Source organism: Marinicella pacifica (assembly GCF_014636635.1).
GTDB classification, from domain to species: domain Bacteria; phylum Pseudomonadota; class Gammaproteobacteria; order Xanthomonadales; family Marinicellaceae; genus Marinicella; species Marinicella pacifica.
Window position 1 is genome coordinate 14,648 of the sequence record NZ_BMEO01000001.1, and the last position, 18,045, is coordinate 32,692.

Here is an 18,045-nt window from a genome sequence, read left to right on the forward strand (position 1 = left end):
AACCGGCACTGCGGCCGGTTTTTTAGAGTAACGTAAAGTTGGTTTAGGATTTACGCTCAATGACAGCATGTAGCTCTTCAGATGTCCTGGCATAAATCGAAACAGGCTCAATGTGCCGGTAAAGAATTTCTAAATTTTTATCCAACAAATAAACCGCACGCTTAACGCCGAACCAGCCAAAAGCATTATATTGTTCAGCCACTTCACCTTTTTCATCACACAACATAACAAAAGGCAAATCATGATCTTTTTTAAACGTCTTGGTGGTTTTAATATCATTACCCGAAATACCAATGATTTCCACCCCTTGTTTTTTAAAGGCATCGGCTTCGGCTTTATAATCCAAAAATTGCTTTTTACAAATCGGCATACCATCACCCGGAAAAAACACCAGCATCACCTTACTCTTGGCTTTGGACGATAATTTAAAAGGCTTACCATTATCAGCAATCAACGAAAAATCAGGGGCTTTATCACCGGCTTCTAAAGACATAATCAAATTCAATGTTCAAGAAAACCGCGTATTTTAGCTGTTTTCAAGCAAAATAAAAAGCCCGCCACTATTCACACGGAGAATAATGATGGAAAGTCGCTAAAAAATTCTGGAAAAACCAAATCAATTAAGCTAAAGTACGCAACCCAAGTGAGCAACGGTATCAATACCGTTAACCACAATGCGGAGAGATGGCAGAGCGGTTGAATGCACGCTCTATACGGTTTCTTAGTTAAGGCTTCTTTGGCTACGCCAAAACCGCCATAACACGAAACCTGAGCTGGTCTTGTCAAGACCGGTGCTGTTGTAAGCTTGAGCTGATGACTCATTAAAAACATCACACAATGCGGAGAGATGGCAGAGCGGTTGAATGCACGCCCTTTTCGAATTCTTAATTAAGTCTTCTTTGGCTGCGCCAAAACCGACTTAATACGAATTCGGGGCTGGTCTTGTCAAGACCGGTGCTTTTCGTTGATACAGAGCTGATAACTCTTTAAACTATCACACAATGCGGAGAGATGGCAGAGCGGTTGAATGCACCGGTCTTGAAAACCGGCATACGTTAATAGCGTATCCAGGGTTCGAATCCCTGTCTCTCCGCCATTTATTGAGCTTGCCTCAATAAATGGCGGAGACGTTAGCATTTGAGAAACCTCTTCCGGGTTCGAAAATTTTGTCCGGAACAAAATTTGACGCCGAAGGCGCCCGCAGGGTGAAATACAGGACGTATTTCATCAATCCCTGTCCAACTAAAACCATCAAATCCGCTTCATCACCGATTTATAAACCGCATTTCGCTCTCTTTTGCCCACGGCTAAAACCAAAACAATCAGTTGCTTATCTTTGACCTGATAAACCAACCTAAAGCCCGCTTGTCGTAATTTGATTTTATAACAATTATCTATTCCTGATATTCTGGATGATTCAACTTTGGGCGATATCAGTCTTTTTTTTAGCTTTTTTTTAAATTGTTCCTTAACAGTAGCGCCTAATTTTTGCCACTCTTTATACGATTTATCAATAAATCTGAGCTCATAACTCATCTAAATCAACTCGGAAAGATTTATTATTAATTCTACCTTTAGCCAGATGAGACAACTCAATATCTTCTAATTTATCCAACAATCGCTCCCACTCTTCTGAGGGAACACAGTAAAAAGCAGGTTTATTCCTATTCAAAATGGCCACAGGAAATCCTTCGCCCGCCTTAACCACCGCCATCGGGTTCTTTTTTAAATCAGATACGCTTGCAGAAGAATCTGCCAGAATTAGATTAATTTCACTCATTTTTTAAAAGACCTATTAAAGGTGCTTATTATAAGTCTTTTAATGTTTTTTTCAAATAAAGAATATTGCTATTCACTCCCTTATGAATATCCCTACTGGTTACATGAAAAAGTTTTCCTGAAACTTTTTTACCATTCACTTCCCTGTGAATGGCCCTTCGGGTTACATGAAAATATTTTCCTGAAATATTTTTGACGCCGCAGGCGCACGCAGTGGCAAATACAGGATGTATTTAATCAATCCCTACCCAGTACCTACCTGATATATCCATCCATTAATCTAAAACTTACTGATATTTTTGGACGCTAAAGGCGAAAAATTCATAACTAGATTTAACCTCACTCCCCACTCTTTTCCATATAATCTTCCAACAACAACTGATCCTGCGCCGTCCAGAGTTGATTGGCTTTGAGTTTATTTTCTTGCATCAGCATGGCGGCAGCTAAGTAGTCTGATTCTCTGGCTTTAAGTTGAGCTTTTAATTTAAAAAACAGATAATCATAGTCGGTGTTGGCATCAAGCCGGTTGATCACCGATTGGTATTTTTTTTCCGGATGCTGTAAAAGTATTTCCAATATTTCAAAGCCAACATAATTAGCGGCATGTTTTTCGTTGATTTCCCGGTAGCTTTGTTCCACTTTTTTTAGTATCTCCAGGCCTTCATCCACTTGCCCAAGCCTGACCAAAATATGTCCCTTGGCGCGCTGCATATCCGAATAATAATTATCCATCAGAAAGGGTAATTTCTGGATCATATCCCGGTAGAACGTTAAGGCTTGTTCGGGTGGTAAGACGCGACTCGACATCAGTGTGACCCAACTATAAATCAGCGCCATTTCTTCCGGTAAATAATTGTTTTCAAGGGTGGTCTTTATGGTGTTGGCATGGTTATAGGCTTCAACAAATTTATTTTGCACATAAAAAGCATGCATTTTCACAACTTCAAGCAAAACATAATACCTTTTGTTGTTCGTCTCTTGAGCCAATTCCGCCATCCGGGCAATGTACTTTTGAGAACGGTCAAAACGCCCGGTTAAATTAAAAATCAAGCTGGTGTACATCAAATACTGCATTTCCTGGTGGGGCAGATTTGTTTTATCCAAAAGAGCTTCGGCTTGATTGGCAATTTGAATACCCTGTTCATAATCCGAGTCAATCAGATTAATGCTGTTCAATAAGGTATAACTTGTCAGCATATTATCCGGGCTGAAATCTTTGGAATAATAATCAATGGCTTTATTGATGGCTTGTTTAGCTTGAGCGTATTGCTTTTGGAAAATATACACTTCCGCTTTTTTGTGATAAATGGAGGCCAGCTGATGGTCTAAAGGGTAATAACTTTCACTGAGTATTAATTGTTCATCAAGGTATGTTAAAGCCATGTTCCAGTCATTGATCAGATAGGCCAACAAAACCATGGACTTTAACCCATGGATTTTCTGAATGGGGTTTGGATTCTTTTCGATGGACCGGATAGAACGTTCAATATTTTGTTTGGCCTTTTGTTGTTTTTGTAAGTGGTTATAGGCCATTGCTTTGATGTAATACAAATCAAACTGCAAGCCCTTGTCTTTATCAGCAATCGCTTGCGGTAAAAAAGTATCTGCAATACTGATGGCTTCGGTAAACTGATTAAGTTTTAATTTCACATAAGCCAGTTGCACCCAGGCTGTTTTAAATTGAGGGTCTTTCTGTACCGCGGCCTCAAAATATTCTCTCGCTTTATAAAAATCCTGATTTAACTGTTGTTCAGTGATGCCCTGAATGTAACTTTGCAGTGCGTAATCATCATTCGTCAAGTGGATGTTGGCTGCTGATGGCAGTACATTTTCTACCGTGGACAGTGTTTGGTTAATCCACTGGCTTATATCCTGAGTCAAACTCAACAGTTGATTTGATTCCAGGGTGGTTTTTGATAACACTGAATCTTGATTACGTAAAGTGAGCTCTGCTTCAAAGCGATCACCCCGTTCGTAAAAGTTAACCAAAACAGCATAATCAAGCTGGCTTTTAGCGGTTAAATCAATCGCCAATTCTTGTGGATTATTTTTAGTCGGCCAGGTAATTTGCGGGAAAAAGGCATTGATTGTGGTGTCATGTTCAAGTTGTGACACCAGGTAGCTCAATGTTCCGATATTTATGGGTGAAGGACTTTCACTGTTTGATATCAACACCACATTAACATCATCCGATGCCGCAGCCTGTTCAATGCTATTGACTGGATGTTTTGGCCAAAATAGGATAACAGCCAATACCAATATGCCGGTAAATACCAACATGCCGGTTTTTAAGCGTCGATGGTTTGGCTGTTTGTTTGTCCTGGTTACCTGGGCTGTAAACCGATAACCAACACCTCTGTGTGTTTCAATAATGGGATTTTCTAAATCATTGTCATTTATTATTTTTCTTAATCGCAGGACTTGCTTGGCTAAGGCGGCATCGGTGACCACCTGACCCTGCCAAACCGTATTGATTAAGTGGTCTTTCGATAAGATTTCACCCTGGTTTTCAACAAATTCCAATAATAAATGATAGGCTTTGGTGTTGATGGCTTGTTTTTTTCCTTTGTAATATAAAGCCTGCTGATGCGGAGATAGATGAAAATTTAAGAACTGATATTCAAGCGTTGTTTGAGCACCCATAAATTCCACTTAGCAAAAAATGTAATAAAACCATCGTTAATCTATTTTACACATTTTTATTAAGATATCTTAGATTAATACAGATCGTAGAAATTTGCAGTACCTGTGAGCAATGTTTGAATCAACGTAAAAATAGATACTTTATGCAAGAAAAATCAAGCTGATTTTAGAAAGTTTTTTGTGGAACGAGTCGTCATTGAACCTGATAAATAGCGTGAAGATTAAATGAAAAATATGCCTGCCGTATGGCACACAGTAAAGATATTTGATTTATAACCGATAACCCATGAAATGCGTTAACACTTGGTCAATTCTATCTCAGACTTCTTTAACAATTACGGTCTTCAAATCCATCACGGAAAATCAGATCTGTTGGAACAACATCAAAACCATGACAAAAAATAAGATTAACCCCAGATTCATTTTGGTTAAAAATATAAGCTGAACCTGAATCAATGCCATTATCATCATCTCTAACTGCCCCAATCAAAACCCGATCACCGGACAAGCTAACCGACTAACCAAAATAATGATAATTTTCATCGTCAGTTGAATAATGAAGGGCAAATTTATTTTGACAAGTTGTTAAGATGAGACCTTTATAAAAGACTTATAATGAGCCACTTGTTTTATTTTATAGCCCACGCAAGTATGACAACACATTTCGACACCCTATTTCCAACCCTTAACAGTATCACCGCTGCAGGTGATATCAGAGCATCAGCCGCAGACTTTAAGGTTATTGAGCACCATGAAGTGAACTTCACCGAAAGTGGCGAACACTTGTGGTTTAACATCGAGAAAACCGATAGCAACACTGCTTGGGTTGCCACGCAACTGGCCAGTGCCTGTCAGGTGCCTGCGCGCCAAGTGGGCTTTGCCGGGATGAAAGACCGCCATGCCATCACCCAACAATGGTTCAGTGTGCAATTACCGAAGATATCGGATATTAATCTCATTAGAGCTAAACTACCCGATCAGGTAACAATTCTCGAACACCATTGGCACCAGTCTAAAATCAAAACCGGTCAATTAAAGTTTAATGAATTCAATTTGGTTGTCAGAAACATCACCGGTGACCGAACAGCGATTGAAAATAATATACGCTTGGTTAAACAACACGGTGTACCTAATTACTTTGGCCCACAGCGCTTTGGTCATGGCCTAAACAATATCCAACAAGTCAAGGATTGGTTTGCCGGTCAAATCCGGGTCAACAATAAGAAACTTCGCGGCATTTTAATTTCCACTGCCCGCAGTCATATTTTCAATCTGATTGTCGCTGAACGTATTCGCCGGCGAATTTGGGATCAGGTGATACCCGGTGATATTGTGCAACTGGACGGCAGCCATTCCTGGTTCCCTGCCGGCGATGCCACACAAGCCGAGCTTAATGAACGCATTGCGGCTTTTGATATTCACATAACCGCAGCGCTTTGGGGCGAAGATGAGGTACAAAGCAGCGAACAGTGCGCAGCGCTTGAAAACCAAATTGCTAACTCTTTACCCGAATACCGGCCCGGTTTCGGTCATCACCGGGTCAAACAAGACCGGCGTGCAATGCGCATCCGACCCATGGCATTTCACCATCAATGGTATGGCGATGCCCTTCACCTGAATCTTAAATTACAACCAGGCGCCTACGCCAGCTGCGTTTTGCGTGAAATTATCAATATACACGATGTCAGTTCTGTATTGTGCGAATGAGAATACTTTAAACTAGCCTGATCTTCACGCTATAATTCTGAGTTAATTAAATTCTTGGCCCTGCATGACCAGAGACCACGTCAAATTTCTAACGCTTGGTTTAATGACCCTGATTGTTTTGTATATGTTTCAAGCGTCAACTTTTGTGGTTGATGAGAGTCTTCATCATGGGCAGATATTATCGTTGATGAATGGTGATAATGAACGTTCACCGAATATCACCACTTTTCTTGCTTTTCATAAGATATATGCCTCAGTGGGCCAGGTGTTTAACTTAACCAGTATTTTAGACTTTCGTCTAATTAGCTTTGCCATAACCGGACTCATGGTTTTGGTATTAGTCGGGGTCAGTAGAGATGAAAATGGTGCGTTTAATTGGTTGTTGGCATGCCAGTTGTTTTTTTTACCCATCGCCCTGCCTTATTATCCATTAATTTATACCGATATTTTAGCGCTGACTTTACTCTACTGCGCCTACCATCAATTTAGTTTAAAACATCATGGTTTGACCGTTTTATTGGCCGGTTTGGCTGTTTTAATCCGACAACCCAGTTTGGTATGGCTGGGATTATTTTTATGTGTGTGTTTTTTTGAACACTTACCGATTAAAAGCCTAAAAAAAATAAGTATCCATCAATTTTTTCATGCCATCAAAAAATCATGGCTATATGTGGCCGGAATTATTGGTTTTTTGTTGTATTTTTTCCTCGCTGGCGGCATTTCTCAAGGTGCTGAAGAGTTTCATCAGGTGTCCATCAATGTCACCAATGTTTATTTTATGGTGGTGGTTTTTTGGCTGGTTTTTTGGCCCTTATTATTAAGCCGGTATCAACAAGTGCTGTCTGTGTTGCGACAAAACAAATGGATAATTTTATTGGTTGTCATCGGATTGCCTGTCTATATGGCAACCTATTCAGTGACTAACTTCTTTAACAGCCCAGCGCTCAATATTTTTTTGAGAAATTGGCTGCTTAATCATATCAACGATTCGCTGTGGCTGCAGTTCACTGCTTACATTTTATCCGTCTATACCGTGCTGGCTATGAGCACCCTTAAGCTCAAATCCCTTATCTGGAACTGGCTGTATGTGTTTTTACCGCTATCGGTGATTGCCATGCCATTGATTGAACAGCGATATTACATTGTCGGCATGGCTTTTTGGCAGCTTTCAAGAACGATGGGGTCTTTTAAAATTGAGCAAATCCAGCTGCTCTGGATGGTGATATGCTCACTCTTTTTGTATATTGGCATGAGTCAGGCCTGGTTTTATTTATAAATATCACTCAAAGCCTGATTTAAATATTAAATCACTTTGTGACATGACCATAATGCTGTTGTTTTTATTGGATGCCAGCGCAAATTGGGGTGAGTTTGTATGGGTTTTAGGCAGTGAAATAATCGCTCTCACACCAAAAGGAACTTCCGTTAACACGTCAGAATTAAAGCCCGAATCTGATCGCTGTTGACTTATATAAATCAAACCGTTTTGGTCGCTGACTCCAACCACATCCAATAATCCGTCTGAATTGATATCAACCAAGGTTAAGTCACTGGCACTCTCGCTGCGTTCATGAATCATGTGCTCTTGATAAGTGCCATTGCTGTTTTCCAACAACCATATCTTTCTGTCATAGGAGGCATTAAAAACAATGTCCGTATCACCATCATTATCCACATCTTCACTCATAACCGTTCTGGGTTTTACTTTATTTGTTGCCAATTCCTGACGAGAAAATTGACCATTCCCTTGGTTATAAAAAGCACTGATGGTATCACCAAAATAACTGCCCACTAAAATATCACTTAATCCATCACCATTAATGTCATCTGCACGCAAAGCCAGGGCGCCATCCAATTGATCATCGATCAAATGTTCGATAAATTGCACGCCATTGACATCATACCAACGCAGACTGTCATCTAAACTCGACGTGGTTAATACATCCGGTTTTAAGTCGCCATTGACGTCCATCACGGCCACGCGTGCCGGATTGTTGGCACTGTCAGTCACCACAAAAGTTTTAAACTCGCCACCACCTTGGTTTTGATGAAAATAAAAACGATCATCCCAGGCGCCGGCAGTGAATACATCTAAGTCTCCATCTTCATCAATATCGACCAATTTAACACTTTGGGGACCGTCCACTGCGTCATAAATGGTGTGGATTTGATAGCCATTGTGCTTTTTTTCTGCCCAATAGACTTTGTCATCACGAAAAGCAGAATAAACCAGATCTGTATCACCATCACCATCGATATCACCGGCTTCTAAATAATCCGCACCATCGGGAAATTGCGCCCAAATAACATACTCCCTCGGGTTGGTGTCCAGTGTGTATATTAGATTCCGATTTTCAAAATAGGCTTGTGTTAAAACAACCGGTCTGCCATTATTTTTTAAATCAGCCACCGTGGCCGTGATGTAACCATCACGTTGATTAGCAATAAGCCGTTTATTTTGCGGGCCGCTGAGTTCTTGAATGTAAATGCTGTCATATAACCGAGAAACACTGATAAGCTCTGACTCCGGGTCCTGATCGATGTTGACACAGTGAACCACATCGGCACCGGGTAAATCTGCATCAATCACGGAGCCGCTGAAGGTGTTATTTCCATGATTGGTAAACAGCATAACCTGATTGGCATCGGTAACACCGGCCACAAAACCGGGAAGCAGACTGCCAGGCGTCCGACAGACGTCAATATACCGAACACCGGTTAGTTGATCGCTGATCAATATTTCGCTGAATACCGAATGGCCGTTATTAGTGAATAAACGAACACTGTCATCACCGGATGAAGCCACCAAAATATCTGCCAATTGATCATTATTAAAATCAGCAATAACAATTTTTCTGGGGCTTTGCGGCGAAGAGGACAAAACAGTTGATGTAAAGTTACCTGTGCTGTTTTGTTGATGTAACATTAGCCTACCGCTTTGAAAGGATATACTCACCACATCCATCAAACCATCTCCATTAAAATCTCCTGCCTGGGCGTCTGTGGGCAACTGAACATTGCTGGCAACAATCTGCTTTCGGTACCCGTGTGGCTGGGCCTGGTCATCGGCAATCAATGCGATGACTTCATGGCTTTCAATCGAAGGCAGCAAAAAGTCCGTTTGCCCGTCGGCATTTAAATCCGTTGCCGTTAATCGGTAAGCCCCCAAAACGTCCTCACTGATTATGGTCTGCTCAAATTGCAAATCACTTAGATTGATATAGGTCCGCACTTGACCATCATCAATCGAAGCCGACACCACATCCAACAAACCATCCCGGTTCAAATCCACCGCAATGGTCTCCACAATACCGACCTGCGAAGGTCCATGCACATATTCAAGCTGCCAGCCATTGGGCAAGGATTGGGCATTAACTAATCCATTAACACAAACAATTATCAATACATTAAAAATAATGTGGTTAGAGATAAGTTTGTGTAGGAAAAATATCATTCTGTTGATTTATTCATACTTTGCCGATTTACCATTGGTGCTGGTTTTTTCGATAAATTCACGGATATCATCATTGGCTTTTTTTAAATCGTCTTTGCGCAGGTACATCATGTGGCCGCTGCGGTAGCCTCTGAAGGTCATGCGGTCTTGCATCTCACCACTGGGGTCAATCTGGTTCATGGTGTATTTGGCCGCTGAATAGGTGGTGGCACCGTCATAGTAACCGGATTGCACCAGAATATTCAGGTAGGGATTTTGCGCCATGGCCTGACGCAATTGTTCACGCACGGTGTTATTGGTTCGATCCCAGGGATGGACATTGCCGAACATATTGTAGGGTACATCAGTTTTATAGTTCAGCACTTCACGGATGTAATAATTTATCGCCGGCGTGAATGAATGTAACCATGAGGTCAATTCAGCGCTGTAATCGGGACTGTCGCCGGTGATAAATTTATCCATGCCCAAATAACGGGAATCCAGTCGACCGATGGTTTGGCCGGTTTTATCACGCAGTAATTCTTTCCAGAAAAAACGTGGTGTGACCACCAAATGGCGTTGCAGAATGGCTTCCTGAGTTAAACCGGAATAACGCGCCATTTTAGCGGCCACTTGTTGTCTTTCTGCATCGCTGATAAAACCACCTTTGGCCAGCGCCGGCATCAGTTCATCGATGGCAAAAGCCTCGACTTCAGGCAAAATCTCGGTCAAATCCCGGCTTTGCAATTCTTCTGACAGCATTTTATGGTGCCAGGCGGTGGCCGCCATGTAAGGGAAATCAATCGCCCTGGAAATGGCCGAATCAGAGCCCATGGCCTGATAATCAGCCGGAGATACCATAATCACACCGTTGAGGTACATCCATTGTTTATCTTGTAAGGCTGCAGCCAGACCCATCACCCGGGTACCGCCATAACTTTCACCGATAATGTATTTCGGTGAGCGCCAACGATTATGGCGCGACATAAAGGTGGTGATCCAATCCGATAAATAAGCAATATCGGCATTCACCCCAAAAAAATCTTTTTTATCGGGGTATTTGCCTTCTTCGTTCTTCACCATGCGGGAATAACCCGTGTTTACCGGATTCACATAGACAATGTCCGCCACATCCAAAATCGAATACGGGTTGTCTTTGACGCCATAGGGTTGTATCGGATAACCTTCTTCATCGATGTTCAGCACCCGGGGACCGGTATAGGCAATGTGCATCCACACGGACGCCGAACCCGGACCGCCGTTAAAGGACACAATAATCGGCCGATTGGCATTGTCTTTAATATCACTGCGTTGATAATAGGTGTAAAACAAGGTGGCGGTCACCTCACCGTCTTCATTCCACACAGGCTGGGTCCCGGTGGTGGCGGTATAGGGCACGGTCTGGCCTTTAATGCGAACCTTATTTTCGGTAACAACTTTGGATTCAACATCGATGCTGCGGCCAAAATTCTGGTCATCATTCTTTTCAGCGTGTAAGGAAACAAAGACAAATAAACACAGGATTAAAACTGATTTTTTCATGGGATAAGCATTATTATTTTAAACCATTTTAATTTAACCCAAATAAATTCAGTTTGCAGTGATTTTTTTACCCATCACCCCCATACATAGAAACTACAATCAATATCAATTATCCGCTATCATAAGTCCCATGGACATCGTCAACTTACAAATCAAAAAATCAGCCAAGCCGTTTAAAATTAACAGCCCCTTCGAACCGGCAGGTGATCAGCCGCAAGCCATTGAAAAACTGGCCGAAGGTTTTGAAGATGGTTTAAAAGGCCAGACACTTTTGGGTGTCACCGGATCAGGTAAAACCTTTACTGTGGCGCATATGATTCAAAAGGTGCAGAAAACCACCATGATTATGGCGCACAATAAAACCCTGGCAGCGCAGTTATACACGGAATTTAAAGAATTCTTTCCCGATAATGCGGTGGAATATTTTGTCTCGTACTACGATTATTACCAGCCGGAAGCCTATATTCCGGCCTCGGATTTATACATTGAAAAAGACGCTTCAATCAATGAATACATCGAGCAAATGCGTTTATCAGCCACCAAAGCGTTAATGGAACGCAAGGACGTGATTATTGTGGCCACCGTGTCCGCCATATATGGTTTGGGCGATCCGCAGTCTTACCTGCAAATGCTGGTGTCGTTAACCGTGGGTGAACGCATCGATCAGCGCACCTTATTGCGGCGTCTGGCGGAGATGCAATACACCCGAAATGACCTGATCTTAGAACGCGGCACGTTCCGGGTACGGGGCGAAGTGATTGATGTGTTTCCGGCAGATTCCGAGCGTGAAGCGGTGCGGATTGAATTATTTGACGATGAGATCGATTCATTGCATTATTTTGACCCGCTCACCGGGCACAGCATCAGCCGTGAAGAACAGATTAATATTTTCCCGACCTCTCACTATGCCACCCCGCGAGAACGGGTGCTGAATGCGATTGAAAACATCAAAATTGAATTAAAAGAACGCCTTAAGGTGTTGTATGACCAGAATAAACTGGTGGAAGCCCAACGGTTAGAACAACGCACTTTGTATGATCTGGAGATGATGCAGGAATTGGGGTATTGCTCGGGGATTGAGAATTATTCACGGCATTTAACCGGCTTACCGCCGGGTCATCCTCCACCCTGCCTGTTTGATTACTTACCGGCCGATGCCTTGTTGGTGATTGATGAGTCTCACGTCACCATCCCGCAAATTGGTGCCATGTACAAAGGCGATCGCTCGCGCAAGGAAAGCCTGGTTAATTTTGGCTTTCGCTTACCCAGTGCCCTGGATAACCGGCCGTTAAAATTTAAAGAATGGGAAGAAAGGACACCGCGAATGGTGTTTGTCTCTGCCACTCCAAGCAAATATGAAGCCGAACACCAGGCGCAGATTGTGGAGCAAATTGTACGACCCACCGGACTGGTCGACCCGCAAATTGAGGTCAGACCGGTGGCCACCCAGGTGGATGACTTGTTGTCTGAAATCAATCAACGGGTCAAAATCAATGAGCGGGTACTGGTCACAACACTTACCAAGCGCATGAGTGAAGATCTGACTGAGTATCTGGCCGAACAAGGTATCAAGGTGCGTTATTTACACAGTGAAATTGCCACCGTGGAACGGGTCGAGATTATTCGGGATTTGCGTCAGGGTGTGTTTGATGTGCTGGTGGGTATTAACCTGTTACGCGAAGGGCTGGATATGCCGGAAGTGTCTTTGGTGGCTATTTTAGACGCCGATAAACAGGGCTTTCTGCGTTCAGCCAGCTCACTGATCCAAACCATCGGGCGTGCCAGCCGCAATGTTAACGGCAAGGCCATTTTATACGGTGATACTGTGACTGCAGCCATGCAACAGGCCATCGATGAAACCGAGCGACGGCGTGAGATTCAAGTTACCTTCAACGAAAAACACAACATAACACCCCAATCAGTGAAACGTAAGATTCATGATTTACAGGCGGTGTATGAACAAAGTCACCCCCAAGACCTGTTAAAAGTCGCTGAAAACAAACCACACTATAATCCCGACAAAGCCAAGGATGTCAGTCAGTTACTGCAAAAACTTGAGAAACAAATGAAACAATATGCCGCCGATCTGGAGTTTGAAAAAGCCGCGGATATGCGGGATGAGATAGAACGTATTAAAGCAGCCGTGTTTTAATACGTTCAGGTTTTAACAAATTCAGATTACACCCAAATCAGGCGTGGGTTCCGGTTGAGGTTCTGGTTCCGGGTCCGGCTCAGGATCAGGCTCTTTTTTGGACTTTTTAAACAAACCTTCGAGCAATTCCCGTTTCAAGCGGTCTTTACTGTCTTCTTTGGGCGCCTCTTGTGTTTCTTTTTCAGCTGAGTCTTCAGCTTTTTGATCACGATCATCTTCCGCTGCCGGTTCGTCTGATTGAGTCGGCTTTTCTTCAGATTTTTTATCATTACCCAACAACGAATCAAACAAATCCTGTTTCAATTCTTCTTTCTTGGCGTCGATTTTTTCTTTTTGGGTGTTGATTAACAGCTGTTTGACATCGATACCAATTTTTGGCGACAGCATTGAGCCAGATAAGCTCACCGGAATGCGGTGATTAAGTAAGCGCTCAAAGCGACTGTCTAAAACACCTTCAGGAATGTTGGTTAGCATCGGCTGAATGGTGCCTTTAATGGACTGCTCGACCAGATTAATTTCTACATCTCCGATTAGATTAAAATACGGCGACTGCAGCGACAACTGACTGGTTTTGAGCACACCATTCACCACATCAGCTTCCAGCGCCATGGAACCAAATTCAGTTTCTAAGGCTTGGTTGGCTTCGGCGGCTTCGGTTTTATTCAATAAGCTCAGCGCCTTTTGCACCATTTGCACCACATCAATGCCCTGAATTTCACCATCACTGAGGTGATAGGATACATGGCCATTAGCGGTGCGCAGCGGTTCGGCGGCAAAGGGTTGGTCAATCCGGATATCGGCCTGTAATTGACCCAAACCACTGAGAAATTCTTCACCGATTATATCCGTGATTAAGGGGCCGGCCTGAACGTCCTGCATACGGTGTTTAATCACCAGTTTATCCGTGGCTTTGTCCGGTGCCAACGTTAACTCAGTTTTGAGCAGACCTTGATAGAAAACAGCGGTCAGCGGCCGCAACGATAATTCACTGCCACGGGTGGTCATATGTAATTTAATAGTATCTAAACTGGTCCCCATGGCTGTTAAGCGATCAATGGTGATTTCTCCGTTCAAATGACCAAAGTCTACCGCCGTGTTGCTGTCTTGCGCTGTTGACTCAGATTCCGTTTGCGGCAAATAATCGTCCAGATTAATGTGATTAAGGTGTAAATTAAAATCACCGGTCAGACGTTCTAAATCAGAGATACTCACCTGACCCGTCAATGCACTGTCATCCAGTTGGGCTTTGATGTTATTCAAGGTCAACGCCTGTCCTTGCATTGACCAGTCTGTTGAAGCGCTGAGTTGATTGCCGGCTTTGTTATCCAAGCCACCGCCTAATTGTTGTAAAAATTCATCGACATTAAATGAACTGATGGTGACTTGACCGGAATAAAGTGCTCTCTGACTGCTTATATTTGTCCCTGTAAGCGGTGTCTTTAAGCTTATATTGGCATACTCGATATTGATTTCAGGGATATTTAATCTGTCCTGACCTAAATCTAACTGGCCACCTTTTTGGGTTCTGACTTTAAGCGGTATACCATCCATTTCACCCGCTAAGGCCAGCGATTCAATGTCCACCACCATCGCCTGATCTGATAACAGGTGATTCACCACAAAATCAGTGGATAAATCTGCAGATAGTTTACTTTCCACCATCTCTAATTGTGCTGTTAAGGACATATCAGCGGGTTTATTGGCGGTAATGGCGGTGCTGGAAAAATTTAAATCAGACAGTTGAAGTGTCGATCCGGCGGCGGAATCCCGGTAATTCAGTGAACCGTCTGAAACCATAATGCCTTCAATGTTAATGTTAATATTGGATAGTTTATCAGATTCTGATTTATCTTCACCACCAGCCAGATGATCCAGTATCGACTGCCAGTTCGTTCGACCGGATTTGGCCACCTGTAAATGAATATTGGGTTGTTTCAGTTCAACAGTATCCACCTGAATATCCTTTTTTAGCAGAGGCAGTAATTTAACCCGCGCCGATAACGTACCGATATCCGCTAAACTGTTACCGGAAAAGCCTTGCTCGTTGACCACAGTCACATCGTTCAGTTCTATGGCAACCCAGGGAAACACCGACCAGCCGATGGGACCGTTTAAACTGACTTCTCGGCCGATTTGATTTTGTACCGCTTGCTGAATCTCCGGCTTGTGGTCGTTGGGATCAAAAAATACCGGCAATAATAACACCGCCAGCACCAACAGTAAGGCCACAATGACGATTAAACCAATCAACCATTTAAACAACTTTCTCATGCTAAACAATAGATTTTAAAAGAATTAATGTAACATGCCCGGCATTAAAATAGTATGAAAAGTGAATTATATTTACCAGCCGCCACCGCCGCCGCCACCACCGCCGCCGCCGGAAAATCCACCGCCTCCGGAAGAAGAGGAAGGCGGGGTTGATGCCGCTGATAAGGTACTGGCCATACCGCTTGAAATGGCGCCGAAGCTGCGACTGCCTGATCCGGTTAAATCGAAGCGGTGTCCGCTGTACCAGGTGGGCTGGTATTCCTGCGGATCCAGGGCAGCTTGTTTTAAATAGTCGGCAAACTGTTCAGACCATTGGTTTTCAACACCGAGCGCCAGCGCAAAAGGTAAATATTTTTCAAACAATTCAGGGGTCATTTGCGGTGGGTGCATAATCTCTAAGCGATTTTGTTCTGCGGTGGACAAATACAATTTAAAACCTTCAATCTTGTCCATTAATTCACGTCCAAAGGGCGTGGGGGCTTTCAGTAAATAAATAAACACCCCATTAACCACAATCAAAAAACCCAGCATAACAAACAGTTCCACCGATAAGTTCAGGTTCGACATGACAATAAACACACCAATCGCCGGTATCCAGCCCAGAGGTTTAGATTTGAAAATAAAGAACATCACCAGCGCAAAAAAAACAATTTGCCCCATGACACCAAAGGCACTGCGATTTCCGGGGTTATGATGCAGTAACATGGCCAACATCACCAAAACACTGATACCCATGCCGATAAAGGCATACACCCAGTTGTTTTTAAAACATTTTTCTTTGTATTCCTGTTTGATTTTGGCCGTCAAGCCCGCTTGTGCCGTTTTGACTTTGCTGTTGTATTTTTTGTCAATTACCATGGATTGTTGGTTGCGAAGTAATTTTTGCAGCACCAACTGCTCACCTTTAGAGGCTGCTTCTTTGGGTTCACTGTCCAGACGTGTAATTTGATAACCAGAGGACTTTTTAGCCAGTTTTATATAACCTTTCACCGCTAAGTTAATAATGGCGGCAGTAAAACTCTTACCATCGGCTTTCTCATCCAATACATAACGCATGGCCGCCGGCGACATCCCATTCGGCGGGTAAAAGCGTGGCATAATAACACCCGGTTCCGGATCGCGGCCGACCCGATCCCAGGCCATCCAGTAAAATACCATTAAACTAAAAAAGGTAATAACCATTAACAGCCAAAATAAATTGTCTGCCAAAAAATCCATGAAAGCCGAACGCGTGTTAACGAAAAACCCTTTGACAAACTCAATTCGAACAGTCAATCCCTGATAAGGACGCAACGCCTGTGTACTGGTGATTAAAATTGTTTGTGGCTTAATTTCAGTGCGGTAATCAGCGCCGGTTTCCCCGGCAAAGCCGGTCCAGGCCTCCTGATCCATAATCGCTGCGGTGGGTACTTCATCAGGTAAGTGAATAACCGCGGTGGCTTGTTCAATGACAAAGTTCCAGCCGTTGCCGGTGACATTCCAGGCAAATCGATCATGCGTGTCTAAAAAGGCCATTTGCCGATTGGTACGGTAAGCAATGGTATAGGTTTGCAGCCCACGGGGTACCAATCGGTTTTTATCACCAATATAAACCCGCATCCCACCGGCCAAGGGGTCGGTGTGGTAAGGTTCAGGCTGTCCGTTGCGTAATACTCTTTTGACTTCAAAACCGACGGTGGATTTGGTCAGCCAGGCTGTTTTATAAATGGTCGGAAAATCTCTGAAAATACCGCGTCTGATTTTATTGTGCTCAACATTGACTTGAATGGTCTCCACCACTTCAACCTTTCCATCTACGTGTAGGGTGATGTCACTGTGAAACGAGACAATTTTTTCTGCAGCCGGTGCCGCCGCCGATAATAAAATGGCGACAACAAAAAACAGGCGATAAAACATATTAGTCAAAGGCGATATCAGGGTTTTCGGCATGAACCGGATCTTCTATCTCAAAGTATTCAGCTTCTCTGAAATCATATTTTTGGGCAATGATATTTGACGGGAAAGATTGCACCAGGGTGTTGTATTCACGCACCGCGCCATTGTAATAACGTCGGGCGTATTGGATGTCAGTTTCGATTTGTTGCAATTGTTGCTGCAAATCGAGAAAGTTGGTGTTGGCTTTTAAATCAGGATAGGCTTCCACCTGTACCATCAGTCCGGACAGAGCCTGGGAGAGTTTTTGTTCTTGCTGGATTTGTTGACTTGGGTTGTCCGCCTGTTTGGCCTGGTTGCGTAACTGGATGACTTTTTTCAGCGTCTGTTCTTCATGTTGGGCATATTGCTGTACCACTTTCACCAGATTGGGAATCAGGTCATAGCGCCGCTTCAACTGCACATCAATACCACTCCAGCCGTCTTCCACATGGTTTTTCTTTTTCACCAATTGGTTGTATAAACCCACTGCCCAGACGACAACGGCCGCCACCACCAAACCTAATATAATCAATACACTCATGGTTCGCATGAACTCTCCGCTTAAATAACCCATTGATTATAACCGCAGTGGGGCTAAATTTGA

Annotated in this window: 13 protein-coding genes and 1 tRNA gene; 4 read left to right on the forward strand and 10 right to left on the reverse strand. The window is 43.3% G+C overall.

Annotated features, from left to right (window positions below):
• Window positions 1-43: 43 nt before the first annotated feature.
• Window positions 44-493, reverse strand: coding sequence for a peroxiredoxin family protein (locus tag IEV16_RS00105; RefSeq protein WP_188363632.1), 450 nt, complete (start codon window positions 491-493; stop codon window positions 44-46).
• Window positions 494-1,005: 512 nt separating this feature from the next.
• Here IEV16_RS00105 and IEV16_RS00110 point away from each other — a divergent pair.
• Window positions 1,006-1,096: transfer RNA gene (locus tag IEV16_RS00110), tRNA-Ser, on the forward strand.
• A 155-nt stretch (window positions 1,097-1,251) separates the two neighbouring features.
• Here the strand turns inward: IEV16_RS00110 and IEV16_RS00115 are convergent.
• The 4 genes from IEV16_RS00115 to IEV16_RS13335 form a co-directional block, all read right to left on the reverse strand.
• A complete protein-coding gene (locus IEV16_RS00115) occupies window positions 1,252-1,536 on the reverse strand; it encodes a type II toxin-antitoxin system RelE family toxin (RefSeq protein WP_188363633.1) in 285 nt (94 codons plus the stop codon).
• Window positions 1,526-1,780 (reverse strand): type II toxin-antitoxin system Phd/YefM family antitoxin, encoded by a 255-nt coding sequence (locus IEV16_RS00120; protein ID WP_188363634.1) that lies wholly within the window; start codon window positions 1,778-1,780, stop codon window positions 1,526-1,528. The genes IEV16_RS00115 and IEV16_RS00120 overlap by 11 nt, the downstream gene beginning before the upstream one ends.
• A 338-nt stretch (window positions 1,781-2,118) precedes the next feature.
• Entirely contained in the window at window positions 2,119-4,422 is a 2,304-nt protein-coding gene (locus IEV16_RS00125; RefSeq protein WP_188363635.1) for a winged helix-turn-helix domain-containing protein, read from the reverse strand.
• Between the two features lie 328 nt (window positions 4,423-4,750).
• Window positions 4,751-4,930, reverse strand: a complete 180-nt coding sequence (locus tag IEV16_RS13335; protein ID WP_268234384.1) for an FG-GAP repeat protein — start codon at window positions 4,928-4,930, stop codon at window positions 4,751-4,753.
• Between the two features lie 143 nt (window positions 4,931-5,073).
• Between IEV16_RS13335 and truD the strand changes: the two genes are divergently transcribed.
• Complete coding sequence (gene truD, locus IEV16_RS00135; protein ID WP_188363636.1) at window positions 5,074-6,129, forward strand: tRNA pseudouridine(13) synthase TruD; 1,056 nt, start codon at window positions 5,074-5,076, stop codon at window positions 6,127-6,129.
• A gap of 64 nt (window positions 6,130-6,193) precedes the next feature.
• On the forward strand, window positions 6,194-7,405 hold the full coding sequence (locus IEV16_RS00140) for a Dol-P-Glc:Glc(2)Man(9)GlcNAc(2)-PP-Dol alpha-1,2-glucosyltransferase (protein ID WP_188363637.1): 1,212 nt from the start codon (window positions 6,194-6,196) through the stop codon (window positions 7,403-7,405).
• A gap of 3 nt (window positions 7,406-7,408) precedes the next feature.
• On the opposite strand, the gene IEV16_RS00145 is transcribed toward IEV16_RS00140, so the two are convergent.
• Together IEV16_RS00145 and IEV16_RS00150 are read right to left on the reverse strand one after the other, a co-directional pair.
• A complete protein-coding gene (locus tag IEV16_RS00145; RefSeq protein WP_188363638.1) occupies window positions 7,409-9,583 on the reverse strand; it encodes an FG-GAP repeat domain-containing protein in 2,175 nt (724 codons plus the stop codon).
• A 9-nt stretch (window positions 9,584-9,592) separates the two neighbouring features.
• Window positions 9,593-11,104, reverse strand: coding sequence for a S10 family peptidase (locus tag IEV16_RS00150; protein ID WP_188363639.1), 1,512 nt, complete (start codon window positions 11,102-11,104; stop codon window positions 9,593-9,595).
• Between the two features lie 130 nt (window positions 11,105-11,234).
• Between IEV16_RS00150 and uvrB the strand changes: the two genes are divergently transcribed.
• Window positions 11,235-13,256, forward strand: coding sequence for an excinuclease ABC subunit UvrB (gene uvrB, locus IEV16_RS00155; protein ID WP_188363640.1), 2,022 nt, complete (start codon window positions 11,235-11,237; stop codon window positions 13,254-13,256).
• A 21-nt stretch (window positions 13,257-13,277) separates the two neighbouring features.
• On the opposite strand, the gene IEV16_RS00160 is transcribed toward uvrB, so the two are convergent.
• The 3 genes from IEV16_RS00160 to IEV16_RS00170 all read right to left on the reverse strand — a co-directional run bounded on the left by IEV16_RS00160 (window position 13,278) and on the right by IEV16_RS00170 (window position 17,991).
• Window positions 13,278-15,527 (reverse strand): AsmA family protein, encoded by a 2,250-nt coding sequence (locus IEV16_RS00160; RefSeq protein WP_188363641.1) that lies wholly within the window; start codon window positions 15,525-15,527, stop codon window positions 13,278-13,280.
• Between the two features lie 72 nt (window positions 15,528-15,599).
• Window positions 15,600-17,456, reverse strand: coding sequence for a DUF2207 domain-containing protein (locus IEV16_RS00165; RefSeq protein ID WP_188363642.1), 1,857 nt, complete (start codon window positions 17,454-17,456; stop codon window positions 15,600-15,602).
• The gene (locus tag IEV16_RS00170) at window positions 17,425-17,991 is read right to left on the reverse strand and encodes a LemA family protein (protein WP_229728193.1); all 567 of its coding nucleotides are present in this window, start codon (window positions 17,989-17,991) and stop codon (window positions 17,425-17,427) included. Before IEV16_RS00170 ends, IEV16_RS00165 begins: the two co-directional genes overlap by 32 nt.
• Window positions 17,992-18,045: the final 54 nt, after the last annotated feature.